Source organism: Metabacillus herbersteinensis, from assembly GCF_042433335.1.
Lineage (GTDB): Bacteria > Bacillota > Bacilli > Bacillales > Bacillaceae > Metabacillus > Metabacillus herbersteinensis.
This window is the reverse complement of the sequence record NZ_JBHLVO010000011.1, coordinates 13,380-37,178: the sequence shown is the minus strand read 5'-3', so window position 1 is coordinate 37,178 and position 23,799 is coordinate 13,380. Positions and strand designations below refer to the sequence as shown.

At 39.0% G+C, this 23,799-nt stretch carries 26 protein-coding genes and 2 pseudogenes; 19 read left to right on the top strand and 9 right to left on the bottom strand.

What is annotated here, in order from left to right; genetic code table 11:
• Positions 1–44: 44 nt before the first annotated feature.
• From ACFFIX_RS13995 to ACFFIX_RS13985, 3 genes are all read right to left on the bottom strand, one after another.
• Complete coding sequence (locus ACFFIX_RS13995) at positions 45–461, bottom strand: DUF350 domain-containing protein (RefSeq protein WP_378934959.1); 417 nt, start codon at positions 459–461, stop codon at positions 45–47.
• Between the two features lie 80 nt (positions 462–541).
• Positions 542–850, bottom strand: a complete 309-nt coding sequence (locus ACFFIX_RS13990; RefSeq protein WP_378934957.1) for a hypothetical protein — start codon at positions 848–850, stop codon at positions 542–544.
• Positions 823–1,080 carry a DUF4247 domain-containing protein gene (locus ACFFIX_RS13985; protein WP_378934955.1) on the bottom strand — a complete coding sequence of 86 codons (258 nt, stop codon included), beginning with the start codon at positions 1,078–1,080 and terminating at the stop codon, positions 823–825. Before ACFFIX_RS13985 ends, ACFFIX_RS13990 begins: the two co-directional genes overlap by 28 nt.
• Before the next feature lie 172 nt (positions 1,081–1,252).
• Here ACFFIX_RS13985 and ACFFIX_RS13980 point away from each other — a divergent pair, with 172 nt between their 5' ends.
• Positions 1,253–1,924, top strand: a complete 672-nt coding sequence (locus ACFFIX_RS13980) for a PspA/IM30 family protein (protein ID WP_378934953.1) — start codon at positions 1,253–1,255, stop codon at positions 1,922–1,924.
• Between the two features lie 443 nt (positions 1,925–2,367).
• Here ACFFIX_RS13980 and ACFFIX_RS13975 read toward each other — a convergent pair whose 3' ends face one another.
• Both ACFFIX_RS13975 and ACFFIX_RS13970 read right to left on the bottom strand, forming a co-directional pair.
• Positions 2,368–2,502, bottom strand: coding sequence for a hypothetical protein (locus ACFFIX_RS13975; protein ID WP_378934951.1), 135 nt, complete (start codon positions 2,500–2,502; stop codon positions 2,368–2,370).
• Between the two features lie 131 nt (positions 2,503–2,633).
• Entirely contained in the window at positions 2,634–3,170 is a 537-nt protein-coding gene (locus ACFFIX_RS13970; protein ID WP_378934949.1) for a DUF4178 domain-containing protein, read from the bottom strand.
• 149 nt (positions 3,171–3,319) lie between these two features.
• Between ACFFIX_RS13970 and ACFFIX_RS13965 the strand changes: the two genes are divergently transcribed.
• The 3 genes and pseudogenes from ACFFIX_RS13965 to ACFFIX_RS13955 all read left to right on the top strand — a co-directional run.
• Complete coding sequence (locus ACFFIX_RS13965; RefSeq protein ID WP_378934947.1) at positions 3,320–3,709, top strand: YmaF family protein; 390 nt, start codon at positions 3,320–3,322, stop codon at positions 3,707–3,709.
• A 7-nt stretch (positions 3,710–3,716) separates the two neighbouring features.
• Positions 3,717–3,857: a hypothetical protein gene (locus ACFFIX_RS13960; protein ID WP_378934945.1), complete on the top strand. Its 141-nt coding sequence runs from the start codon at positions 3,717–3,719 to the stop codon at positions 3,855–3,857.
• A 174-nt stretch (positions 3,858–4,031) separates the two neighbouring features.
• Positions 4,032–4,375, top strand: a pseudogene (locus ACFFIX_RS13955) (GNAT family N-acetyltransferase); the annotation flags it as partial.
• 69 nt (positions 4,376–4,444) lie between these two features.
• Here ACFFIX_RS13955 and ACFFIX_RS13950 read toward each other — a convergent pair.
• The 3 genes from ACFFIX_RS13950 to ACFFIX_RS13940 form a co-directional block, all read right to left on the bottom strand.
• Complete coding sequence (locus tag ACFFIX_RS13950; protein ID WP_378934943.1) at positions 4,445–4,741, bottom strand: pyrophosphatase; 297 nt, start codon at positions 4,739–4,741, stop codon at positions 4,445–4,447.
• A gap of 22 nt (positions 4,742–4,763) precedes the next feature.
• A complete protein-coding gene (locus tag ACFFIX_RS13945; RefSeq protein ID WP_378934941.1) occupies positions 4,764–5,420 on the bottom strand; it encodes an MOSC domain-containing protein in 657 nt (218 codons plus the stop codon).
• A gap of 76 nt (positions 5,421–5,496) precedes the next feature.
• Complete coding sequence (locus ACFFIX_RS13940; protein ID WP_378934939.1) at positions 5,497–6,642, bottom strand: cation:proton antiporter; 1,146 nt, start codon at positions 6,640–6,642, stop codon at positions 5,497–5,499.
• A 183-nt stretch (positions 6,643–6,825) separates the two neighbouring features.
• Here ACFFIX_RS13940 and ACFFIX_RS13935 point away from each other — a divergent pair, with 183 nt between their 5' ends.
• Complete coding sequence (locus ACFFIX_RS13935) at positions 6,826–8,520, top strand: mechanosensitive ion channel (protein WP_378934937.1); 1,695 nt, start codon at positions 6,826–6,828, stop codon at positions 8,518–8,520.
• Positions 8,521–9,000: 480 nt separating this feature from the next.
• On the opposite strand, the gene ACFFIX_RS13930 is transcribed toward ACFFIX_RS13935, so the two are convergent.
• Positions 9,001–9,849, bottom strand: a complete 849-nt coding sequence (locus ACFFIX_RS13930) for a DUF1206 domain-containing protein (RefSeq protein WP_378934935.1) — start codon at positions 9,847–9,849, stop codon at positions 9,001–9,003.
• 535 nt (positions 9,850–10,384) lie between these two features.
• Here ACFFIX_RS13930 and ACFFIX_RS13925 point away from each other — a divergent pair.
• From ACFFIX_RS13925 to ACFFIX_RS13860, 14 genes and pseudogenes are all read left to right on the top strand, one after another.
• Positions 10,385–10,617 (top strand): annotated as a pseudogene (locus ACFFIX_RS13925) (acyl-CoA dehydrogenase family protein); the annotation flags it as partial.
• A gap of 18 nt (positions 10,618–10,635) precedes the next feature.
• Positions 10,636–11,220 carry a TetR/AcrR family transcriptional regulator gene (locus ACFFIX_RS13920; protein WP_378934933.1) on the top strand — a complete coding sequence of 195 codons (585 nt, stop codon included), beginning with the start codon at positions 10,636–10,638 and terminating at the stop codon, positions 11,218–11,220.
• A gap of 119 nt (positions 11,221–11,339) precedes the next feature.
• Entirely contained in the window at positions 11,340–12,521 is a 1,182-nt protein-coding gene (locus ACFFIX_RS13915) for an acetyl-CoA C-acetyltransferase (protein WP_378934931.1), read from the top strand.
• A gap of 16 nt (positions 12,522–12,537) precedes the next feature.
• Positions 12,538–13,446 (top strand): NAD(P)H-dependent flavin oxidoreductase, encoded by a 909-nt coding sequence (locus tag ACFFIX_RS13910; protein ID WP_378934929.1) that lies wholly within the window; start codon positions 12,538–12,540, stop codon positions 13,444–13,446.
• Positions 13,439–14,254: an enoyl-CoA hydratase-related protein gene (locus tag ACFFIX_RS13905; RefSeq protein WP_378934927.1), complete on the top strand. Its 816-nt coding sequence runs from the start codon at positions 13,439–13,441 to the stop codon at positions 14,252–14,254. The genes ACFFIX_RS13910 and ACFFIX_RS13905 overlap by 8 nt, the downstream gene beginning before the upstream one ends.
• A gap of 326 nt (positions 14,255–14,580) precedes the next feature.
• Positions 14,581–16,170, top strand: a complete 1,590-nt coding sequence (locus ACFFIX_RS13900; protein ID WP_378934925.1) for a class I adenylate-forming enzyme family protein — start codon at positions 14,581–14,583, stop codon at positions 16,168–16,170.
• Positions 16,163–17,371 (top strand): acyl-CoA dehydrogenase family protein, encoded by a 1,209-nt coding sequence (locus ACFFIX_RS13895; protein WP_378934923.1) that lies wholly within the window; start codon positions 16,163–16,165, stop codon positions 17,369–17,371. Before ACFFIX_RS13900 ends, ACFFIX_RS13895 begins: the two co-directional genes overlap by 8 nt.
• A gap of 49 nt (positions 17,372–17,420) precedes the next feature.
• Complete coding sequence (locus ACFFIX_RS13890; protein WP_378934921.1) at positions 17,421–18,401, top strand: NADPH:quinone oxidoreductase family protein; 981 nt, start codon at positions 17,421–17,423, stop codon at positions 18,399–18,401.
• A gap of 35 nt (positions 18,402–18,436) precedes the next feature.
• The gene (locus tag ACFFIX_RS13885; protein WP_378934919.1) at positions 18,437–19,213 is read left to right on the top strand and encodes an enoyl-CoA hydratase/isomerase family protein; all 777 of its coding nucleotides are present in this window, start codon (positions 18,437–18,439) and stop codon (positions 19,211–19,213) included.
• A gap of 75 nt (positions 19,214–19,288) precedes the next feature.
• A complete protein-coding gene (gene dctP / locus ACFFIX_RS13880) occupies positions 19,289–20,407 on the top strand; it encodes a TRAP transporter substrate-binding protein DctP (RefSeq protein ID WP_378934917.1) in 1,119 nt (372 codons plus the stop codon).
• A gap of 86 nt (positions 20,408–20,493) precedes the next feature.
• Positions 20,494–21,819, top strand: a complete 1,326-nt coding sequence (locus ACFFIX_RS13875; protein ID WP_378934915.1) for a TRAP transporter large permease — start codon at positions 20,494–20,496, stop codon at positions 21,817–21,819.
• A 24-nt stretch (positions 21,820–21,843) separates the two neighbouring features.
• Positions 21,844–22,392 (top strand): TRAP transporter small permease subunit, encoded by a 549-nt coding sequence (locus ACFFIX_RS13870; protein WP_378934913.1) that lies wholly within the window; start codon positions 21,844–21,846, stop codon positions 22,390–22,392.
• 30 nt (positions 22,393–22,422) lie between these two features.
• A complete protein-coding gene (locus ACFFIX_RS13865) occupies positions 22,423–23,007 on the top strand; it encodes a TetR/AcrR family transcriptional regulator (RefSeq protein ID WP_378934911.1) in 585 nt (194 codons plus the stop codon).
• Between the two features lie 36 nt (positions 23,008–23,043).
• Complete coding sequence (locus ACFFIX_RS13860; RefSeq protein ID WP_378934909.1) at positions 23,044–23,790, top strand: 2-phosphosulfolactate phosphatase; 747 nt, start codon at positions 23,044–23,046, stop codon at positions 23,788–23,790.
• The last annotated feature ends 9 nt before the right edge of the window (positions 23,791–23,799 follow it).

The window sequence follows — 23,799 nt, the reverse complement described above, 5'->3', positions numbered from 1 at the left end:
ATTGAAAAAAGAGTGCACTTACTGCACTCTTTCTAGGATTACTATTATGATATCGAACCCGCAACAATAATGCCAATTGCAAGCGAAATAGAAGCTGCAACAATAGCTACAGAATTGTTGCCATTTTTAATTTCTTGATCGACTTTAAAAGCAGGTGTAAGGAATTCAAAAATAAAATAACCGATTAACATTAGGATAAACCCAATGATTCCCCAAACAGAAGCAGCTAATAGTGAGGCATTATGAAAAATACTTGAAAACATCACAAGAGATAAACCGACAATTTTTCCGGCAAATTGTATGGCTACTGCGGTATTTCCGTTTTTCATTTCCTCACGATCGTTAAAAGGTGTAATTAATTCAAAAATGGCCATACAGCCAACCGTCACACCCATTAACACGACAAAATATAATAATGTGGACCATAGTTCTTGAAAGTCCATAATTTCAGACCAAATCATTGAGATCCTCCTTTATTTAGAAAACTTATGCTGAAAATAACAATTTAAAAGATGAATTGCGAACACTTATGTAGAAGGGTTTACTTGCCGAATCCTGGGCCGCCACCGCGCTGAGTACTACCTTGACCGCGCACTGAGCCAATTGATCCACCCGATTTTTGGTAAGTACCACCTGAGCCAACGTAGCCACCATATTGATTGTCCGTTCGATTGCGATTTCCGAAATTATATAACGAGTTGATAATGGAAAAGATCGCGTAGGATTCTAATAATGAAGGACTAAAATTTCTGCGGACAAACTCTTTATCTGAAACTTCAACTAATGAGTTCGTCGCCGTTTCTTCATCTCGCATAACCTGTACTAAATGATCATCATAGACCAAGAACATTTTTCCTCATCTTCTTTACTAATTTCAACCGGCTTATTTGCAGCTGCAATTTTCTTTGCCGTTACTGGAACTGAATCTCCTTCAGCAAGGTATACACTTGATTCATTTCCCACATCATCGTTCAACACATCCACAAGTGGATAGGCATTTTCGATACTATTCTTTGCTGAGCAGGCAACCAGCAAAGACAATGTCATAACAAGTACAATGAGTTTCTTGAAGCTTTTCATCGTTGCCCTCCTTTTTTGAAGCTTTTTAATCTATTTTTCCCTCAATACACCAACTTATTATATACCAAAGTACCATTGTTTTGGTAATAAAACGCAAATGAACTGCATAATTGTGCTTTTTTCTATATAATAAGCATGTAGGGATTTTGAAAAGCTCGGAAGGAGAATGAACATGAGTTTATTTAAACGAATTCGCGATAATGTGATGTCAAATGTAAATGCAGCATTAGACAAGGCAGAGGATCCAGAAAAGCTATTAGAACAATACTTACGAGACATGTCTGCGGATATTCTCGAAGCAGAACGTGCAGTGGCAAAACAAATTACTGTTGAAAAGAAATTTAAAATGCAGCTTTCAGACGCAGAAGAAATGGTTGAAAAGCGTGGGGAGCAAGCATTAAAAGCTTTAGAAGCAGGCAATGAAGATTTAGCAAGAAGAGCACTTGTTGATAAGCAGGAGTATGAAAAGAAGCTTGTAGAATTACAAGGATCTTATGATGCAGCTAAACAAAATGCGGAAGACCTTCGTAGCAGATTGTCTGAAATGAAAAGCGAATTTGAAAAAATGAAACACCGTAAAGATACATTAAAAGCACGTGCATCATCAGCAAAAGCACAAAAAGAAATGAATCAAGCGATGTCATCATTTGGAACGGATAATGCTCGTCAAGGCTTTGACCGTCTTGAAGATAAAATCATGCAGCTCGAGGCAGAAGCAGAAACATCTGAAGATTTAAGAGGCTCTAACAAATCACTTGATGATGAATTAGAATCGATCGGAAATCCAAAGATTGAAGATGAGCTTGCAGCAATGAAGGCGAAGATTGGGAAGAAAAGCGAGTAGTAGGTCTTAAATATAGATTAAAGAAGCAGTGAGTATATCTCTCTTAACAGCTGAGATACCCACTGTTTTTTTATTGTTACGATCTTCCCACAAGGGTAGGTAGGCTGAAAAAAGTGGTGTTTTGTCGAAACGTCGATAAAATGGAAATTTCGAAGATAAAAGACGATTTTCGAAGATTATTTTTCGTAGATAAAACGTCTCCAAGGCAAAATAAACGACAAATCTAGCCCAACTATTTCATCCCAACGATATTAATTGTAAAAAAACAACGATTAGAGCAACAAAATGAATTCCATACGAAAAAATTCCTTCTTTTTCTTAAAATACTTGCACTTATGGTTATGCTCCCAACACAAAACAACTTAATAACAAAAAAAACAGACCCCTAATTATGTTAGTAGTCTGTTAATAGGCTATTTTATTTATTGCCAAAAGGGATCACGTTACTGTTTTCTGTCTCTTTTCTCGTTTTGCTTTTTTTCTGCTAAATCATTACCGAAGTCTTTGTCGGTATTGATGGCATCACTTGCTTTTTTCATCTTTTTTTGCTGTCCTTTGTGACTATCTCTTTCAGCCATAATTTGACCCTCATTTCAAATTAGAGTGTAAATACGTAGCTTTTTTATTCTGTTCCTAAGTGATTTGTTATATTCCATCAAAGTAAGTATAAAAAAGGCTAAAAACTCTAATAGAAATGAGAGCTGAACTTTTAAGACCCAGCCAATATCGTCAATTCATGCTCACTAATGCTGTAACCTTTTGAAATCTCGAGGTCTCCGCCCCATTTTTCAACCGACAGATAAGGGTATTGTAGGCTTTGATCTTCGTCCACTTCGTATGACCAATATTGAACCCGTTGACCGACAACTGCTCCGGCTTGACCTTCGACTTCTGTAATTGACGCTTCTCCTTGTTCTTCCTGGTAATACACATTTCCGTCAATCTCAAGCTTATGATGATCAGGGGTTTGTATTTTCGTTTGAATTTTTTTGAAAATGCCAAGCTCAATTTCATCGTCCACTTCAACGCTAAGCCAAATGTATCCTGTATCACCTTTTAAGTTATACGCATTCCAAATATATCCTCCGTGATTATAGACTAGCTTCCCAACGACAAGATAGTCCTCAAGGTCGTATGTAATAATGTCGTTTACTTTTAAGTTGTGTATTGTTCGTTTTGCTTCAACTTCTTGATCTTTGTTTTTTTCAGCACGAAACAGATTGCTGACGCGTTTAAAAATACTCATGTTTCTCCTCCTCGTATAATGTACCTATTGTTTATTTTAACAAATGAGGGCAGAAGTTTGTAAGTTTTAAGAAAAGAAGATGTAGACAATTTTCCAGATTAGAAACAAACGAATTTAATAAGATGTGAGTAATAGGAGGGGATGTCAATTTGCTTAAACCTCATCATGTTCATTATTATATAGCAAAAACAACAATGAGTAGCAATCATTTTCATCAAATTGAAGGTTATACAAGAACAGTGAACGGAAATGGTTATGATGGTCATTACCATCTGTACCGAGGCATTACCTCTTTTGAAAATAAGCATTATCATCGATATTATGGCAAAACCGGACCTGCAATTGCGTTACCAGACGGGACTCATTATCATGAGATTGCGGGTCGAACTTATTTTAATTATGATCAGCCGTTGCCGACTGAATACGGCGGTGTTATTTATGATCAACCAAATCGACCTAAGCATGATCATAATTATCAGGGTGCAACAGAAAAAGGTACGGGGTATGAACCTGGCTTTGATCCAAGTAGGTTGGGGTAGGAAGAATGTGAAGGGAAGAAGTTTTTTGTTGAAAGAATTAGATGAAGAAGGGGATATGGTGTTTGGTGGAGAATTTAGTGTAACAGTTTTAACCAAGTGCATTTGCGATGTAAATAGAATGTTTCGATTGGATAATGAGGTTGTATGAAAAGCTTTTTTAATTATCCTTTTAAGGTATCAATCGTTTCTTTGATTGCTACTATATGTGTGACAATCTCACTGATCTGCTTATTTCAGTTTGCTAGTTTCGATTCACCGATGTTTAACTCATTTGCCAAGGTGTATAGGATCATGAAGTCTGAGGAAGATAGAATAAATGACACACTTTGGGATTTTTAAAAAGGATGATACCCTAATCGGTACAATTAATTTATTTCAAGTGCTACGTGGCTCTCTTCAAAGCGCTTTCATCGGTTATTTTTTAGACGAAAAGCATAATATGGGAAAGGGTATATGACAGAAGCTGTTAAATTAATTGTGGACTATGCCTTTAATGAGTTAAAGTTACTTCGCATAGAGGCAGGTGTAATGCCCCATAATATTGGATCGATTCGAGTGTTAGAAAAAGCAGGTTTTCATAGAGAAGGAATTGCTAGGAAGAATGTTAAGATAAATGGAACTTGGGAAGACCATCAGGTGTTAGCAATAATTAATCCTAGAGACTAGTCACACGTCAATAAAAAGACAGAGTGGTGATCTTCATAAGAAGCTTCGCCACTCTGTCTTTAAAATAAGCTACCAAACTCGATCTCGATTAATCTCCATTTTTTCCTTAAAGGCCGCTTCTAAATCAATGTCAAACTTGTTGGCAAGCTCGGCGACATTCCAGATTATATCAAACATTTCAAGTCCAATTCTCGTTTTCAGTTCATCTCGATCATTAATAGAGGTATGCGGATGTAGGAGAACTTCCTTTGCAAGCTCACCTACTTCAGTTTGTAGAAAAAGCATACGTTGTTCAATGGTTACACCCTCAAATCCTTTTTCCTTACAAAAAGACTCAACGTATTTCTGAAAAAGTGCTAAATTCATGATTTTTTCTCCTTTTGAAAAATTACCTGTTCGAGTTGAGCGCTTTTACTTTTAACTTCTCTAGCTTCCCACGCCAATCTAATGCAAGTTCCTCTACCGATAAAATAAGTTCAATTTTTTCTAAATTCCTTGGATCATCAAAATAGGTTGAGTGAATCATCGCTACAGTTACTTCCAATGGATGCTTTTTAACAAGTTCAATTGTAGAGTTAATCGAAATTTTACCTTCCTCAAGCACTCGAAAAAAGTACCCTGTGTACCCGGTTCTGAAAATTTCTTTAAGAAGTTCATCCTGATGAGTATGCATGTTAATTGTCACACAAGGAAACCGTCCTTGCGCAACTTGGAGGAGCGTATCACCAATTCGGAAAATGTCACCGATGCATACTTGACTTTCCTTCATTCCGGTAACGGTTAAGTTTTCTCCAAACGCAGCATGAGGTAACTCTGTTCCGAACTTCTGCTCCCAAAAGGGATAATGTTCAAATGGGTATACGCACACGACTCGGTCAGGGCCACCGTGATATTGATGGTTTTCAACATCATCTCCGATTATTCTTTGAAAGGTAACATCAATTTCTTCTACAGAATCTTTACTAATCCCAGATTTGTACTCATTACCATGATGGGTAAGAATTTTTGGTTCACCTTTACTAAGCCACTTAATTTCCGGTTTCATTTATCCAACCCCCTGTCAGGAACAATCCACTTATAAGCTGATTTTAGTTGATGACCGAGTTAATGAAAAGAGAAACTTATTTTTTCTTTTTAAAGAAAAGAGTGGTAATCCTGGGAGCAAGCATAAATAGTACAACACCTGTGATGCTTGATAAAAGCACATAAAGACTTGATACAATTTTAGCTCCTTCGGTTGCGAAGCCTGCAAAGATAACGGAAAATTCTCCTCGTTGGGTAATTGATAAACCTGCTTGTAGAGAGGGTTTTTTATCTAGTCCGAACCAAATACCACCGAGCCCGCCGACAATAATTTTCGCAACAATTCCCCATATGAGAAGAACAACCAATAAAAATGGTGTAGGAATTCCTTCTGTTACTGTAATTGTTGTTCCAAAAGATAGGAAAAAGATCGGCAGGAAAAGATCCCGAAGTGGGAGTGTAACTCTTTCACTTTCTTTCACTTTTTTCGTTTCTGCTAGTATGATCCCAGCTAAAAATGCTCCTAATACCTCAGAAAGCTCTAGGTATAGAGCTATTCCACCAAATCCTAATGCAAGTCCAATGGTAAAGAGAATATAAATGTCCTCATGATTGATTTGTTCGATGAAGATTCGAAGTTTTTTAGAGGCTAGGCGCCCAATTACCAGTGCACCAACGGTTAAGAGAATAATTTTTCCTAGTAGTAGCACTAATTCACTAGCTCCAAACTCTTCTCCAGAGGAAATGCCTAACAAGATTGCAACTGTAATTGGGGCAAATAAATCTTCAAAGATTAATAAAGCTAGGATGAATTCTGATTCTTTGTTCTCACCGCGATCATAGTTCTCTAGTAATTTTGCTGTAATGGAAGAACTCGTTGCATATAGCACACCACCGAGTAGAAGAGACATGGTGAAACTTAACCCAAACAATAGACTGATCCCTACCGAGACTCCGAAGCATAACAAAATATCAAGGATGCCTGCTTTCCAAACCTTTTTTGACACGTCACCTAATTTATCGATTGGAAAATCTAGTCCTAGTAGGAAAAATAACAAAATGATTCCAACCTCGCTGCCTAATTCCAGCATTTCATTTTCTGCAATGAAGCTGCTTAGAACTATTCCTAATAGAATAAAAAGAATAATATTTGGGATTCGAATCTTAATTGATAAGAAACCAATGATAAAAAGCGAGAAGATTACAGCTGCTGTTCCAAGTAAATTTAGTAACGCTTCTTCCACAGATACTCCTCCAAAATCTTAGTTAACTATCTTACTACTACATTCACTTAAACGTAGACCTTTAAACTGAATTGAAGAGATAAAAAAGAACTCTTCTCCCTAGCACTAGTAGGTTTACACAGAAATAGAAAGGGTATTCTACTAGTGTCTTACTAACAAAATCGACTTTAGGAGCTGAAGTGAATGCAAAACAACGGATACTTTAATGATTGGAATGGGTATTTAAATCAACTTCCCGATTTAATATTAGCTCTAGCAGTCTTATTAATTGGATGGCTTGTTGCTAAGGTAATCGAAAAAGGGATTGAAAAGGCACTACGTAAATCCAAAATAAATGACAAGCTCCATTCAACTGGAGAACCACAAAAATACCCGGTCGAAAAGGTAGTAAGTAAAGTTATTTACTACATAATCTTAGCGTTTGTGTTTATCTGGTTTTTCAACATTTTAAGCTTAAGCTTTATTGCAACTCCATTGATTGGCATGTTAAGTTCAATAACGGCATTTGTTCCAAACGTACTGAAAGCTGCATTAATTCTAGTATTAGCTTATGTGATTGCAACTCTATTAAAAATGTTTATTCAAAAAGTAGGTAAACGAGGAAGAATGGATAGTGTTCTTCAAAAGATAAATGCTGCAGAAACAAAGGAAGACGCGGATCGATTGATAGACAACGCAGCTAAAATTGTCTTCTATCTTGTTTTACTGATTTTCTTGCCAGGTGTTCTATCAGCACTACAAATTACTGGCGTGTCAGAGCCTTTCTCTGGAATGGTTGATAGCTTCCTATCATTTATCCCAAGACTACTGGCTGCTGCGCTCATCGTGGTAGTTGGCTGGTTTGTCGCAAAGCTTGTTCGCGATATTTTAACAAACTTCTTACAGTCTATCGGGACTGAAAGACTTGCCGGGCGTATTGGATTAACAAAACTTGTACAAGGCATAACGATTTCTTCATTTATCGGAAACATCGTTTATGTGTTAATTTTAATTCCAGTCGCCATTTCTGCTCTTGAACAGCTAAACATTGATGGAATTTCAGAGCCTGCAATCGCAATGTTAAATGATGTTCTAACAATGCTTCCAAATATAGCTGTTGCGATCGTGTTAATTATGGTCGGGATCTGGGCAGGACGCTTCATTGGAACCATGGTTTCAACCTTACTCGGAAGAATGGGAATAGATGCAATGATGAGCAAAATGGGAATTGGTCAGTGGAATCCAGCTCAGTCAAACACATCTCTTTCAAAAATCATCGGAAATATCGTCCAAATCTTAATCGTCTTATTATTTACAGTCGAAGCATTACAACTTGTTAATCTAGACTTTATGGTGACACTCGCAACTGGTGTGATTGCCTATTTACCAAGTGTGATTGCAGCCGTTATTATTTTAGCGGTAGGTTTATTCCTTGGTAACTTTGTAAAGCAAATTCTTTTAAACATTGTTAAAGGGCCAGAATTTAAGCTCATTAGTTCAATTGCAAAATACACGATCATTGCCCTCGCATTCTTTATGGCTCTTGATCAACTAGGTGTTGCAGATTCAATCGTCAACTCAGCGTTTATTCTCATACTGGGTGGTTTTGCACTAGCATTTGGACTAGCATTCGGTTTAGGTGGAAAAGATTTTGCTTCTAATTATCTATCAAAATTAGATCGTACCATTGAAAAAACATCGATTGATAAAGAGGCAATGAAGTCGAACTCACCAATGAATCCAGGCAATCCAAGTATTAATAGTAAACCAAACACAAATCCAGTAAATCGAAACCCTGTTAGTAAACCAAACACAAACCCTAATAGTATGAATCAAGGGTTGAATAACTTTGGTGCAAACCCGGGATCTAATAATAATGATGGACCAATTATTCCTTAAGTTTCAGACTTACAGAGACTTGCGTAATTTTTACGCAAGTCTCTTTTATTTAGTAATTTTTCTTAGAGAACCACCGGTGATATCTTCTAAACAATTAAAACGAAGTTATAAAGCTCCAATAGCTTTTCTAATGAAGATATTGAATCTCTGATTCTCGTGCATATATCTTGATACTCGTGCAATTATCTCGATTCTCGTGCAAATATCTCGGATCTCGTGCAAATATCTCAATTCTCGTGCAAATATCTCGATTCTCGTGCAATTATCTCGGATCTCGTGCAAATATCTCAATTCTCGTGCAAATATCTCGATTCTCGTGCAATTATCTCGGATCTCGTGCATATATCCCGATTCTCGTGCAAATATCTCGATTCCCGTGCATATACCCGGTTTCTCGTGCAAATATCTCAATTTTCGTTAATTTTCGTACAAAAAAGAGAGCCAAAGTTCAGCTCTCCTTCTGTAAGTGCTTATTTTTCCTTATCCAATATTCATATGACGGTATCTTCCTTTAATAACCAAGTACACCCCATAAAGGATCAACCCAATCGCTACTAACCCGAGCATCCATTGTCCAAATGGCTCTTGCGCGATTTCTGCTAGTGCGCCATCCATGCCTTTTGCTTGATCAGGATCTGCTGTGAGAGCGGTACGGATGAAGAAGTATCCAATTATGCTTAAAACAATGCCTCGTGCAGAAAGACCGATCTTTCCAGCTTTTTTCCCAATCCGTATTTCATGTTTGTTCATTTCACTTACTTTAAATTTTTCAGCAAACTTTTCTTTATAAGCATTATAAAATTCGTAAATTCCATATCCAATAATGATTAATCCTAGAATTCCTACTAACCACTGGCCAAAAGGCTGGGACAATAATTTAGCAGATGTGGACTGTTCTGAATTTCCTGAGCTATTTCCCGCGTGCAAAGCAATTGTGATCGCCTTAAAAGCTAAACTACCATAGATAATTCCACTGATTAAATACGCGACTCTTATGAAAATTCCTTTCAAGTCTGTTCCTTCTTGTTCAGGGTCTTTTATTACTTGAATAAGTCGCCACATGACATACCCAATCAAACCGATGGCAATGAGCCAGATGAGAATTTCTCCAAACGGCTTGCTAGCTAATGTAGAGAAAACACCACTTGTATCACTTGTTTTTCCACCAATTCCGAGTGCAGCCATTAAAGATAAAATACCAACCAAAATATAAACGGCTCCCTTTGAAAAATACCCAATCTGTGCAAAGCGTCGGATCCATGGCTTTGGATTCGTACTCGCATGTTTAACTTTATTTTTAGCTTTTGAATGTGCCTCAGTTAATTGCATTTTCAGTAGCTCCCCTCGCATTCTTAACAACTACCTAATTCCCTTTGTTAACGAAAGAGAAACTGAAATCAGAGCTTTATAAATTAAAATTTAACTTTCCAAAAAAAGGTGTTTAGTTAATTATGCGGCAGAAGAAGAGAAGGATGGATTACTAATAATAACTACGTTGGGAGGAATAGTCCTCGACGCTTTTTATTTATTGTAAGTGGTATTAATAATGTGCCTCTTACTTGTATATATCAAATACGTTTTCTTTGAGTGTTTAAAAATTAAACAAATTATAAGATGTTTATTTCACTATTTGTTAGCATAGGATTCTCTATAGTTATTTTTGTTCAATTTTTAAACTTTGTTCAAAAAATATATTTACATTTAATAATGAAGAATTATAATGATAAGTAGAGAAAGAATTTTCAGATAATTAAACATGGTTCAAAAAATGAGCCTTAGTCATATGAGGGCATCTTTTATGACGGAAGAGCATGATTTGTTCCTAAAAGTCTTATGGATAATGTTAGGAGTTTTCCAAACGAATGGGAATCAGTTAACAGCACGTCAATTAGAAGAAGATATGGTAAAAGAAGTGTCGAAGTGGTGGATATGTGAAATGGCGAAACGAGTAGCTGGCGAGTGTTTGCATCTACACTGGGGATACGGCTATATGGAAGAGTACTAGATTGCTAGAAGATTCCGTGATCAGTCGCAATTATTTATGCTAGCACTACGGAAATGTTGAAGATAATTATAGCCAGGAAACTCGAATTTTAAGTGTTGGGAGGGGGTTCAGTGAAGCTCTCAGAGAAGAAATTACTGAAGAAGAAAGAAGAAATCATTTTATCGGCAGTGAAGATAGTGAACCGGAAAGGCTACCGAGGGGCGACGATGGATGAAATTGCTGCGGAACTTCTCATGACTAAGGGATCTCTCTATTACTATTTTAAAAACAAGGAAGATTTAATCTTTCAGTGCCATCAAATGGTGTTATCACAAGCTAATGAAGAGTTGCAGGGACATCTAAATGAGATGATTTCAAATGAAGAAAAGCTAAGAAGGATGATTGTGACACATATCCAATATGCCATTGAAGAAAAAGAAACGTTTAATATGATTATTAAGCCAGATCAGACATTTTCGACTGAACAATTGAATCCAATTTTGTTAATTCGTAACGAGTATGCTGGATTGTTTGACAAAGTGATACGTGAGGGCATAGCTAAAGGGGAATTTACGATAGGGGAACCAAAAATTGCGCGAATGATTTTGCTGGGATCGATGAACTGGATTCAACAGTGGTATAGCCCAGAAGGTGGAAAATCAATGGAGGAGCTACAAGAAATTTATGCTGAATATTTGTTAAAGGTTGTTAAGTAAGTTTCATCAACAGACACAAAGGGGTTTTGAGGAATGTTTGTGAAGTGTGACATTTGCTGATTTTCAAATGACGGAGTGTGATATTGAATATTTTTCGAAGAAACAAGGGAGGTAAGAGTATGACGGAAGTCTATTTAGTAGATGGAGCTAGAACTGCTTTTACAAGTTTTGGAGGATCATTTGCACAAGTGAATGCAGTTGATTTGGGTGTTGCAACTGCAGTAGAAGCAATAAAGCGAGCGAATGTGACAGCTAGTCAAATCGACCATGTGATTTATGGGAATGTGATTCACTCGCATACCAATGCGTCTTTTATATCGCGTCATATCGGATTAAAAGCTGGTGTACCAGCTGAAGTGCCAGCGTATACAGTCAATCGACTGTGTGGTTCGGGGTCACAATCGATTGTATCTGCTGCTCAACTTATTTTATTAAATGAAGCAGACATCGTGTTAGCAGGTGGAGCAGAAAACATGTCGATGGCTCCTTATGCCAATTTCACGTCACGATTTGGTAGTTCCAAAACCGGATCGATGCAGTTCGAAGATATGTTGATGTGTACGTTGACAGATGAGTACGTTGGTAGCGGCATGGGGATGACTGCAGAGAAACTAGCTGACCAGCACAAGATATCACGTGAACAACAAGACGGATATGCACTGCTTAGTCAACAACGAGCAGTAAAAGCACGGGAAGCGGGAGTATTTGAAAAAGAAATCGTTGCTGTAGAAGTTTCTAATCGAAAAGGGACTAGATCCATTTCGGAGGATGAACATATTAAAGGCGAAATGACGCTTGAGAAATTAGCTTCATTAAAACCTTCATTCAAAAAAGATGGTTCGGTTACCCCTGGTAATGCAAGTGGAATCAATGATGGAGCAGCTTCCGTTATTGTTGCAAGTGAAAAAGCAGTAAGAGAAAAAGGTTTGAAACCAATAGCAAAAATAATTGCTTGGGGAGTAGCAGGTGTGGATCCTTCCATTATGGGAATAGGTCCTGTACCAGCCATTCGACAAGCACTAGAACGTGCGGGATTACGTATTGAAGATATGGATTTAATTGAAATAAATGAAGCATTCGCATCTCAATACTTGTCTGTTGAAAAGGAGCTTGGTTTAGAACGTGAAAAGACAAATGTGAACGGTGGTGCAATTGCTTTGGGTCATCCAGTTGGCGCTAGTGGAACACGCATTGTTCTTTCACTAGCATATGAGTTGCAGCGAAAAGGAATGAAATATGGTTTGGCGAGTTTATGTATCGGTGGAGGACAAGGAATATCCGTTATTATAAAAAGCTTTTAGGGAGGATGTTTTGATTATGTTTGATAAGTTAGCAATACCAGTTATCGTTGCTCCTATGTTTCTTGTATCTAGTCCAGAGTTAGTGATTGCATCCAGTAGAAGTGGAGTTGTCGGCTCGATTCCTCTATTAAATGCACGGACTGCTGAAATATGTGAAGAGTGGTTACAAGAATTGAGAGCTGCATTGCCTATAGAGCCATGGGCAGTTAATTTTATTTCGCATAAAACGAATAAACGATTAGATTCAGATTTGGAGTTAATTCGAAAATATGAACCACCGATCGTGATTACTTCGTTGGGTCATCCAGGCGCAGTAACCGAAGTGGTACATGGGTATGGCGGTTTGGTGTTTTCCGATGTCACAACTTTAAAACACGCGAAGAAGGCGTCAAAGACTGGCGTAGATGGATTGATTTTAGTTTGTGCAGGTGCTGGTGGACATGCAGGAACGTTAAATCCATTTGCTTTTTTAGCAGCTGTGAAAGAATTTTGGGAGGGCTATACGATTTTGGCAGGTGGCTTGTCTGACGGCAAAGATGTAATGGCCGCACGTTTAATGGGGGCAGATTTTGCTTACATGGGCACGAGGTTTATAGCCACATTGGAAAGTGTTGCTCCCGATGCCTATAAAGAGATGTTAATCGAATCTACCATTGAAGATATTCTATACACGGATTCATTTAGTGGGGTAAGTGCCAATTATTTAGTTCCAAGTTTAATAAAAAATGGCATTGATCCGGCTTCTTTAAAACCTTTAGATACAGTAGATTTGTCACATATGGTCGACGTCAAAGCTTGGCGGGACATCTGGTCAGCAGGCCAAGGTGTCACTAAAATTCATTCTATCGAGAGTGTTACAGAAGTTGTCCAGCATTTGGTTGAGGAATATAAAGGGGCTGCAAAGGATGTGAAAACATTTGTCTGAGACAATTTTAATAGATGTCCAAAATAACATTATGACCATTACACTCAATCGACCAAGTGTATTGAATGCATTCAACGAACAAATGCTCGAAGAATTGTTAAAAGCCTATAAACAAGCAGATGAAAATGATGAAGTTCGAGTAGTAATCGTGACAGGGAGCGGACGAGCTTTTTGCTCCGGTTCTGACTTGTCTGGTGGAGTAGAAACATTTTCTTCTGAGAAATCGGCAGATAATTATCGGGATACTGGTGGAAAATTGAGTTTACAAGTATATAACCTAAAAAAACCTGTTATTGCGGCCATAAATGGAACTGCTGTCGGTGTTGGAATCACCATGACCTTGCCAATGGATATTCGGATTTTCACAAAAGGTGCGAAGTTAGGCTTCGTTTTCGGTAGAAGGGGGATAGGACCGGAAGCATGCAGTGGCTGGTTTTTACCGAAAATTGTGGGGATTGGTAAAGCACTGGAATGGGTGTTGACAGGTCGAATGATTTCTACGGAAGAAGCACATTCGAGTGGCTTAGTCAATTACGTAGTGGAAGACGCCCTTGAGAAAGCTTTAGAGATTGCAGGTGAAATTGTCGCGAATACCTCTAGTGTTTCTAATGCATTTTCTCGCCAGTTGCTATGGCACATGCTCGGAACGGAAAGTCCGGCAAATTCACATCTATTTGAGTCTAAATTTTTACACTGGGCTGGCAATCAAGCAGATGCGAAAGAAGGCGTGGCTGCTTTTATTGAAAAGCGAACGCCAACGTTTAATATGAGTGTGAATGAAATGCCCGACTTTATTAAAAAGAGTTAATGACGCCACTGGTGCTTTTAACTGGTAAGTAGAAGATGGATTTATAGTTGGCTAGCGATGGTATCCCCATACTTTATTGCCTAATTTTAATATCAGAAAATAAAGATTTATATTAGCCTAATATTTTAAATATTTTGAAAATTAATTTGTAATTTAAAAAGAGAACGAATATACTAAATTTGAATATAGGTTCAAATTTTTATAGTATTATTAAGCTAAATGTAAGGGTTTACATTTTAAAAGAGGTCCTGGACTTTGACTAGTGGGGTAATTAAAGTCCTTGGACAACAAATGATTTCAACAAAAATTTGGCGAGGAGGTCTGATATGGAAACCCAAAATGTGAAGTTATTTGGAAGAGAAGGAGTTAGAGTATTTGCGGATAGGTCGAAGACGATTGGCGAAATCCTTTCAGAAAGTGTGAAAGGGTTTGGTGAAAAGGTTGCGATTGTTACTGAGGATAAAATACTTACATATAACGAGGTCGATGGTCTTTCTTCAGCAATTGCAGCTAATTTACAAGCAGTAAGCGGAGTTGAAAAAGGGGATCGAGTAGCAGTGATTGTCGGCAACCGAGCTGAATTTCCGTTGCTAGTCTTTGCTTGTGCAAAGCTCGGAGCTATCATGGTGCCGGTGAATGTGAAGCTTGCGGTAGAGGAGATTCAATACATTCTCGGACACTCAAAACCGAAAGTTCTAGTGTGTGAGCAAGAGTTTCTAGAAAAAGTTCTAGAAGTCAAAAAACGAGGTGAAGCAGTTGTTCCGTTAGACGGAAATGTATTCGTAATAGATGGAGAAAATACATTTTCCAAGCTACTGGATGGAGAAAAGAAATACATTAAAAAGGTAATCGAGGAAGAAGATAGTGCTTATATTTTATATACATCAGGAACCACAGGACGTCCGAAAGGTGCCGTTCTCTCCCATGTTAACGTCATCCATAGCGTGATGAATTTTAAAACAGTCTTCGAAACTAATCATACATTGAAAACGCTTATTGCAGTTCCTATGTTTCACGTAACCGGACTCGTTGGCCAGCTTCTGCATCTATTTTATGTTGGTGGAACGGTTTACAGTATGAAACGATATCAGAACGAAGCGTATATCCACTCAGTGCTCGAGCACAAAATTAACTTTCTCTTTAATGTACCAACCATTTTCATCATGATGTCCACAAGTGAAGAATTTAAGAAGCATTCTTTTGATTTTGTGAAAAAAGTAGCTTTTGGCGGATCGCCTATTTATCAGCATACCTTTAATATGCTGAAAGATGCTTTTCCAAATGCGGAATTGCATAACGCTTATGGTGCGACTGAAACCACATCGCCTGCAACTTTGATGCCTGTTTCGTATCCAGATTCCAAAGTTACATCTGTTGGCCTTCCAGTACAGGTTGCTGATATCAAAATTGTCGACTCTGAAGGAAGGGAGTGCCAGTCAGGAGAACCAGGTGAACTTTACATCAAGGGCCCGATGGTCATTAAGGAATACTGGGACAATACAGTGGCGAACGAAACAAGCTTTACAAGTGGTTACTGGCACTCCGGTGATCTGGGATTTATGGATGAGGATGGATTTGTTTATATCCGCGACCGGAAGAAGGACATGATTAACCGAGCGGGTGAAAAAATATTCTCCATAGAAGTAGAGGATGTTCTCAAAAGTCATCCCGATGTCGTTGAAGCTGCTGTTATTGGAGAGCCAGATCCAATCTTCGGTGAAAAGGTGAAAGCATTCGTAGTAGGCCCAAATTTGAACAGTAATGATATGTCATCACTTCAAAAACATTGCCTCAAGTCAATGGCTAAATTTAAAGTCCCGGAAGTATTTGAGGTTCTCGAAAGTTTACCGAGAAACGCCTCAGGAAAAATTTTAAAAAATACATTGAAAAAACTAGGGGGAGTGAAAAATGCTTAAAGACTTATCCTACAAGTCAGAAGAATTAAAGTATCAATTGCTCAAGTTTATGGATGAATACGTCTACCCGAATGAACAAGTGTATGAAGATCAATTGAATGAAGGCGAAAGTCGCTGGGTTGTCCCTCCAATTATCGAAGTACTGAAAGAAAAAGCGAAAGCACAAGGTTTATGGAATTTATTTTTAGATGATGAAGAGTACGGTCAAGGGTTAACGAATTATGAATACGCCCATTTATGTGAAATCATGGGTCATTCATTAATTGCACCAGAAATTTTTAACTGCAATGCTCCTGATACCGGCAACATGGAAGTTTTCATTAAATACGGGACAGATGAACAGAAGAAACAATGGCTGGAACCACTACTAAGCGGAGAAATTCGTTCGTGCTTTTCTATGACTGAACCTGATGTGGCTTCGTCCGATGCGACAAATATCCAAGGCAGTATCGTTCGTGACGGTAATGAATATGTTATCAATGCGAAAAAATGGTGGACATCGGGTGCACTTGACCCGCGTTGCAAAATTGCCATTGTAATGGGGAAAACAGATTCTAATGCACAAAAGCATCAGCAGCAATCTATGATCCTAGTACCCTTTGACACTCCCGGAGTGGTAGTGAAACGTTATTTGCCAGTTTTCGGATATGATCATGCACCTCATGGACACGCTGAAGTGCATTATAACAATGTCCGTGTTCCTGCATCAAATATTCTATTAGGTGAAGGAAGAGGGTTTGAAATTGCACAGGGTCGACTTGGACCAGGAAGAATCCACCATTGCATGCGTGCAATCGGTGCTGCAGAACGAGCTCTTGAGCTTTTATGCAAACGAGCAGAAGAAAGAGAAGCTTTCGGTTCTAAACTGGCTGAAAAAGATGTAATCAAAGAAATTATTGCGGAAAGTCGCATCGAAATTGAACAGGCACGACTTCTAACCTTGCATGCAGCTCATAAAATCGACATGGCAGGTGCAAAAGCTGCACGTAAAGAGATTGCCATGATTAAAATTGCTGTTCCAAGAGTCTCATTAAACGTTATTGACCGAGCGATTCAAGTATTCGGTGGAGGAGGCGTGACAGAAGATTTCCCATTAGCAGCGCATTGGGCAAATGCACGTACGCTTCGATTAGTCGATGGACCTGACCAAGTTCATTTACGGGACGTTGGGCGCTTGGAAATGCGTGAACAATTGAAGTGAAACAGCAGTTCACAGTGAAATGAGTTTGATAAAGGGGGGAAATAGCTAGATGAAAGCATGGTCAGTAACTCAGATTGGTGACCCGCAAGATGCGTTGAAGTTAACAGAAGTTCCAAAGCCGTATCCGGCCGTCGGAGAGGTGCTTGTTAAAGTCGAAGCTGCATCTTTGAACTTTTTTGACATCTTGCAATGCCAGGGGAAATACCAAGAAAAACCGGCATTGCCATTTACACCGGGTGCTGAAATTTCAGGAACAATTGAAGCGGTTGGCGAAGGCGTTAATCTGGTAGAGGGACAGCGTGTGCTGGCGACTCCTCTTTTGCCGAATGGAGGACTTTCTGAATGGGTTAAGGTAAAAGAAGAAAGTGTCTTTCCAATACCTAATACTATTTCTTATAGCGAGGCAGCAGCTATATTTATTACCTATCAGACGGCATATTTCGCATTGAATCGCACTGCTATCTTGAAAAAAGGTGAAGTTTTACTCGTGCATGCTGGATCTGGAGGTGTTGGATCTGCGGCAATCCAGCTGGGCAAAGCGGCAGGCGCGACCGTTATCGCAACTGCAGGAAGTGATGAGAAAACGGATATTTGCAAGCAGCTAGGCGCAGATATAGTCATCAATTACCGGACCGAAGACTTTGTTCAGATTGTCAAAGGAGCGACGGGTGGAAAAGGTGCGAATGTAATTTTCGATCCGGTTGGAGGAGACACATTTGACCGGTCCAGGAAATGTATTGCATTCGAAGGTAGATTGCTAGTCATCGGTTTCGCAGGAGGGCGTATCGCAGAAGCACCAACGAACCACGCACTCATTAAAAACTATTCCATTGTCGGTGTACATTTCGGGCTTTTCCGTAACTTAATGCCCACTGAAGTTATGAAAGCTCACAAAGAATTAATGGATTTATTTGAACAAGGTGCCATTCGTCCAATAATTTATGAAGAGTTTTCGTTCGAAAAAGTACCAGATGCATTGCATTTGCTAGGGGGCCGAAAAACATATGGAAAACTTGTGGTCAACCCTTAATTTTAAATAAACTTTGACAAAAAGGAGGAATTTGTTTGGGGAATTTAGTTGAAATCGAAGTAAAAGACCGCATAGGACATATCCGATTGAACCGTCCCTATAAACTGAATGCTCTGTCCAGAGAATTAGTGGAGGAAGTCATTCAATCATTGAATTCTCTATCGCGAGATGAGGAAATAATGGTCATAATCTTATCGGGAGAAGGGAAAGCATTTTGCGCCGGCGGAGATATCGCCGCCATGAAAAATTTGAACGATGCTTATGAAGTAGCGAAATGGATCGACTTTGTATCCGACCTCTCCAAAAAAATGATCGACATAGATAAGTACGTCATAGCTGCAGTCCATGGCTATGCCGCCGGTGCAGGGTTCAGCATCGCGCTTGCGGCGGATTTTATTGTAGCCGATGAAAACGCCAAATTCGCATTGAGCTTTTCTAATATCGGGTTAATTCCTGATTTAGGGTTGATCAAATTACTATCGGAACGCATTTCACCTCAAATCGCCAAGGAATGGATTTCTTCTGGAAAAGTCATTTCAGCCGAAGAAGCTTATTCAAACGGAATCATTAATCGTGTTTCGAAAGGCTCGGTAGTCGAAGAAGCGGTCCGTTTCGCAGAATTCATTGTTCAAGGTCCGAGTGTCAGCAATAAATACGTAAAGTATTTAGTAAATCATGTAGGTGAACTTCATAAAGAAACGGCTTTCATGCAGGAAAATATGATTCAAGCGATGCTTTTGCAGACTTATGACCATAAAGAAGGCGTGGATGCTTTTTTTGAAAAGAGGACACCACAATTTGCAGGGAAATAAAAGATTGTTTTCAAAATGTCAGCAATTACATTTTCGATGAGTATGGCAAAATAAAAAACGGACGGAGGAAATTACATGAAAAGAAATAATTCTCGATTTTTGGTTGCAAGTGTAGGGCTATTACTGCTACTTGGTGGCTGTAGTGACGCTTCCGACAGTGCAACCAGTGCAAACGCTGACGAAGAAACTATCAAGTTGCGTGCAGCTACAGGTTTGAGTGCCCAGCATGCTTGGTGGGAAGCTTCTATGGAGCCTTGGATGGAACGCGTGGAAGAACTGACTGATGGTCAAGTCCAATTTGAATCATTTGCTGGTGGTGAACTCGTCTCGGTTCCAGACGAAGCAGAAGCTTTGCAGTCAGGGACTGTGGACGTAGCAATTGTACTACCAATCTATCAACCGGACCAATTCCCGATGGCGGAAGTAACGATGTTGCCTTTGAACCACTCTGATACATTAATCGCTTCCAAGGCATGGAAAAAACTGCTTGAAAGCCAAGAAGAATTATCGGATGGAAAAACGTATAGCGAAATGCAGTTCGGTGACTTTAAAGTATTTCCTATTGCTACTACGCAGGAATATTCCATCTCAACAACTGGACATGAATTCAATTCTGTCGATGATGTAAAAGGCACATCGCTTCGCACTCCATCCAGAATCCATGAAGTGTACTCTGAAAAAACGGGCCTTAAGAGTGTAACAATGCCTGCAGTTGAAATGTATGACTCGCTTAGCAGAGGGACGTTCGATGGGGCATTTTACAGTATTGCCGATTGGTCAGGATATGGTTTCCAAGATTTATTTACTTACACAGTTCAAGGGATTAATTTTGGCCATTTCAATGCTTTTATCGGTATGAGCAAAGAGAAGTGGGAAGAAATGCCTGAAAATGTGCAGGAAGCTATGACTCAAGCCAACGAAGAAATATTTGAGCCGGGCGCACAAGAATGGATAACTCGCGCGGATGAAACCATTGCTGATTCTGAAAAATTGGGCGGCAAATTTGTAAACTTCTCTGAATTGGATCAGGATGTGCAAGATCATTTTAATACAGGGATTGAAAACACATGGTCTGATTACGCTGAACTTCTGGAGTCCAATGGATTGCCAGGAAAAGAACTAGTAGTTATGTGGAGGGATATTTTAATTGAAGAAGGAGGAGAAGTGCCGGAAGAGATCATGAATTTGAAATAATTAACAATTAAAAAGAGGGAAGAGCTCGAGGTGATTACTGCCCTTCCCTCTTTGCTTTATATACTTTTAAGTAGGGAGGCCCATATATGGATAGCTTGTTGGTGATCGGAATTGTTTTAGTAATGATGATCGTTTTATTGGTTTTAGGCATGTATATTCATTCCGTGCTCTTTGCTAGTGGGATTGTCGGTTTGATTTTATTAGAAGGTTTTGGGATACTGCCAGGTCTATTAGGGAACGAACCATTCAACAGGGTTGCCAGTTATACATTGACGACAATTCCGCTTTTTGTATTAATGGCTCAATTCATTCTCCATTCGGGTCTGGTTCAAGATATCTTTTACATGGTGCATAAAGTGTCCAAAGGAAGGAACAGTCTTCTAGGGGTTCTTACTCTTATCATTGGGGGAATGCTCGGAGCCGTTTCTGGTTCGGGGACAGCAACCTCAGCTTCTTTAGGGCAAGTGGCGATTCCAGAACTTCGAAAACATGGCTATAGTGCACCGCTTGCTGGAGCGATTGCTGCATCCGGAGGATCTTTATCAGGAATTATTCCTCCAAGTATTATATTAATCCTGTATGGGGTGGCTACAGAAACACCTGTAGGCAGCTTGTTTATCGGTGCTCTAATTCCAGGGATTTTGACAATGATTGTTTTTGTTTTGGTTATGCTTGTGTATTTCCGAATGGAAAATAAAAATAGAGTAGTGGTCGAAGAAAAAGGAATGCCGGAACAGAAAGAACCGGAAAAGCTTTCAGTATTTAGACTTATTACTGTTAGTGTTATCGCGGTTTTAATCGTGTTGGTCATTTTCGGAGGAATCTATTCCGGAGTGTTCACCCCGACAGAAGCTGGGGCAGTAGGTGCATTTGTCGGTCTCCTTGCCGCTATAATTTTGGGGAAAGTCAATCTCCAATTCTTCAAGTCTTCTTTAATAGAGACAGTCAAACTTACAGGAATGGTCATGATTATTATGATCGGGGCACAAATCTTCGGAAGATTTGTTTCACTTTCGCTTTTGCCAAGAAAGCTGATTGAACTGATTGAGCCGATTATGGACTCCCCGGTTCTTGTGCTCGTTGCCATTTCCGTTGTCCTTTTCATTATGTTTATGTTCATTGAAGGTGCAGCAGTTATTTTGATGTCCATTCCAGTTGTTCTTCCAATTATTCAAGAAATGCAAGTCGATGTTCTCTGGTTTGGTGTTTTTGTTGCTGTTATTTGTACGATCGGTTTACTTACACCACCGGTAGGGTTAAGTGTTTATGCCGTTGCTGGAGTCAGTGGAATTCGTTCTGGCCCTATTTTCCGGGTTGCGATAGTTTTTGCCATAATAGCAATGATCGTTGTTTGCGGTCTGATGATCGCCTTCCCAGGACTAGTGACTTGGTTGCCTGGACATACAGGTTAATAGAATGAAAGGAGGAGAATATGAATGGATGGAATTTGGAAAGGTTATAAAGTTTTTAATTACATCAAATTGGTTGGAATCTGGATCAGTGGAATCAGTGTATTAGTGATGATGTTATTCATTGTTTATGATGTTACGGCTAGAACCTTGTTTTCAGGTTCAATACGGGGTGGTTTTGAAATCATTCAAAACTATCTGATGCCTCTTGTGGTTTTTCCAGGACTTGCATTTGCCTATTCTTCAGGTGTCTTGCCAAAAATGGACTTAATACTTGATAAAGTTAGTGAAAAGGTACAGAAGGTTATTATTTTCTCTATGCTTCTCGTTGAACTTTTCGTTCTTGTACTAATCGTTCAATTCAGCTGGGAATATGCGATGAGTAGCTTGGAAAGAAAAACGTCATTTCCTGCTGCAGGGACGTTGTATCCACTCTATCCACTATTTTTCTTAATACCGGCAGCATTTGCAATGATTGTCACTGAAAATGTCTTTATCTTAATTCGTAATATCTTGGTGAAAGAACCTTCTTTGCTCATGATTAATAAAGAAGAAAAGCCTGAAGAGTTATTATAGCAAAAAAATATATTTAAATGAGGTATTGCGATGAGTCTTAGGGAAAGAAAAGCAGCCAGGAAAAAAGAAGATATCCTCCGTTCAGCAAGTTTGGTGATTTCACGGCAAGGATTCCATAATGCAACTATGGAGGACATCGCCGCTGAACTGCTCATGACGAAAGGGTCGCTTTACTATTATTTTAAAAATAAAGAAGAATTACTGTATCGGTGTCATGATTTGATTCTCTCGGATGCTATGGATAAACTGGAAAGCATTTATTTAGAAAAGATATCTTCCACGGAAAAAATAAAAAAAGCGATAAAAGTCCACTTGGACATTGCCATAAGGGAAAAAGAAATATTTAATCTCATTGTTAAGCCGGAACAGCTCTTTTCTGAAGCGCATATCGAATCTATTATTTCAAAACGGGATAAGTATTCTGGGATTTTCGACGAAATTATTAACCAAGGGGTAGAAAAAGGCGAATTTATCATAAAGCAAAAAAAGATGGCCCGGATGATCATTCTAGGAGCGACAAACTGGATTCAAGTATGGTATTCACCTGAAGGAGATTTTAGCAAAGAAGAAATTGAAGAAATTTACGCAGAGTACTTACTCAAAATGCTGGTGTAATAACTAATAAAATTAAAACCAAGGGACTGGATTGTAATGAGGAAAGTACATGTCATTACGCAAAAGGAAGTAGTTTGCGAGCAAAAGCTAGAAGGCTGTGCGGCAGTCGTTATCGATGTGTTTCTAGCTACTTCCACCATTGCGTTTTTGCTGAAACATAATTACGAGCCGATTTATGCAGTGAAAGACAGTGAAAGTGCATTGGCGCTAGCGACTCAGCAAAAAGGACCGTATGTGCTATTGGGAGAAACTCAAGGAGAATCCATAGAGGGATTTCAGTATCCGGATCCTTGCTTGATCGAACTTTCTGAGCTTCAGACATCGGCGATAATTTGTTCGACCAACGGAACGAGAGCCATTGAAAAAGCCGCAAAAGCAAAGGTCCTGTACATTTCTTCTATAATAAACGGACATTTAATCGCCGAAAGGCTTCACGAACAAACAGATGATTCATCAATCGTCTTGATTTGTTCAGGAAATGATGACCGTTTTTCGATGGAAGACTTTGTCGGAGCAGGACAAATCGTCGAACATTTGATGAGCAGAGGCGAGTATGTCTTATCCGATTCTTCAAAGCTTGCACGGGATACATATCAAAAATCATTGGCTAATTCTTTTCAAAATTTACTTGATTGCGAAACAGCTTCGCTATTGCGTTCTTTTGACTTTGCGGAATCGATGGATCTGGTCATTAGAAATCACGAAAAAGTAGAAATCATTCCTGTCTTCACCGGCAATAAAATCGTAAATGACTATTCAAAAGCCGTTGGAAGCAATGGTTAGAGGAGGAAC

What these genes read in the sequence shown, in the direction of transcription:
- ACFFIX_RS13995 (WP_378934959.1), bottom strand. Translation starts at nt 461, where the DNA reads ATGATTTGGTCTGAAATTATGGACTTTCAAGAACTATGGTCCACATTA.
- ACFFIX_RS13990 (WP_378934957.1), bottom strand. Translation starts at nt 850, where the DNA reads ATGTTCTTGGTCTATGATGATCATTTAGTACAGGTTATGCGAGATGAA.
- ACFFIX_RS13985 (WP_378934955.1), bottom strand. Translation starts at nt 1,080, where the DNA reads ATGAAAAGCTTCAAGAAACTCATTGTACTTGTTATGACATTGTCTTTG.
- ACFFIX_RS13980 (WP_378934953.1), top strand. Translation starts at nt 1,253, where the DNA reads ATGAGTTTATTTAAACGAATTCGCGATAATGTGATGTCAAATGTAAAT.
- ACFFIX_RS13975 (WP_378934951.1), bottom strand. Translation starts at nt 2,502, where the DNA reads ATGGCTGAAAGAGATAGTCACAAAGGACAGCAAAAAAAGATGAAAAAA.
- ACFFIX_RS13970 (WP_378934949.1), bottom strand. Translation starts at nt 3,170, where the DNA reads ATGAGTATTTTTAAACGCGTCAGCAATCTGTTTCGTGCTGAAAAAAAC.
- ACFFIX_RS13950 (WP_378934943.1), bottom strand. Translation starts at nt 4,741, where the DNA reads ATGAATTTAGCACTTTTTCAGAAATACGTTGAGTCTTTTTGTAAGGAA.
- ACFFIX_RS13945 (WP_378934941.1), bottom strand. Translation starts at nt 5,420, where the DNA reads ATGAAACCGGAAATTAAGTGGCTTAGTAAAGGTGAACCAAAAATTCTT.
- ACFFIX_RS13935 (WP_378934937.1), top strand. Translation starts at nt 6,826, where the DNA reads ATGCAAAACAACGGATACTTTAATGATTGGAATGGGTATTTAAATCAA.
- ACFFIX_RS13930 (WP_378934935.1), bottom strand. Translation starts at nt 9,849, where the DNA reads ATGCAATTAACTGAGGCACATTCAAAAGCTAAAAATAAAGTTAAACAT.
- ACFFIX_RS13915 (WP_378934931.1), top strand. Translation starts at nt 11,340, where the DNA reads ATGACGGAAGTCTATTTAGTAGATGGAGCTAGAACTGCTTTTACAAGT.
- ACFFIX_RS13910 (WP_378934929.1), top strand. Translation starts at nt 12,538, where the DNA reads ATGTTTGATAAGTTAGCAATACCAGTTATCGTTGCTCCTATGTTTCTT.
- ACFFIX_RS13900 (WP_378934925.1), top strand. Translation starts at nt 14,581, where the DNA reads ATGGAAACCCAAAATGTGAAGTTATTTGGAAGAGAAGGAGTTAGAGTA.
- ACFFIX_RS13895 (WP_378934923.1), top strand. Translation starts at nt 16,163, where the DNA reads ATGCTTAAAGACTTATCCTACAAGTCAGAAGAATTAAAGTATCAATTG.
- ACFFIX_RS13890 (WP_378934921.1), top strand. Translation starts at nt 17,421, where the DNA reads ATGAAAGCATGGTCAGTAACTCAGATTGGTGACCCGCAAGATGCGTTG.
- dctP (WP_378934917.1), top strand. Translation starts at nt 19,289, where the DNA reads ATGAAAAGAAATAATTCTCGATTTTTGGTTGCAAGTGTAGGGCTATTA.
- ACFFIX_RS13875 (WP_378934915.1), top strand. Translation starts at nt 20,494, where the DNA reads ATGGATAGCTTGTTGGTGATCGGAATTGTTTTAGTAATGATGATCGTT.
- ACFFIX_RS13870 (WP_378934913.1), top strand. Translation starts at nt 21,844, where the DNA reads ATGGATGGAATTTGGAAAGGTTATAAAGTTTTTAATTACATCAAATTG.
- ACFFIX_RS13865 (WP_378934911.1), top strand. Translation starts at nt 22,423, where the DNA reads ATGAGTCTTAGGGAAAGAAAAGCAGCCAGGAAAAAAGAAGATATCCTC.
- ACFFIX_RS13860 (WP_378934909.1), top strand. Translation starts at nt 23,044, where the DNA reads ATGAGGAAAGTACATGTCATTACGCAAAAGGAAGTAGTTTGCGAGCAA.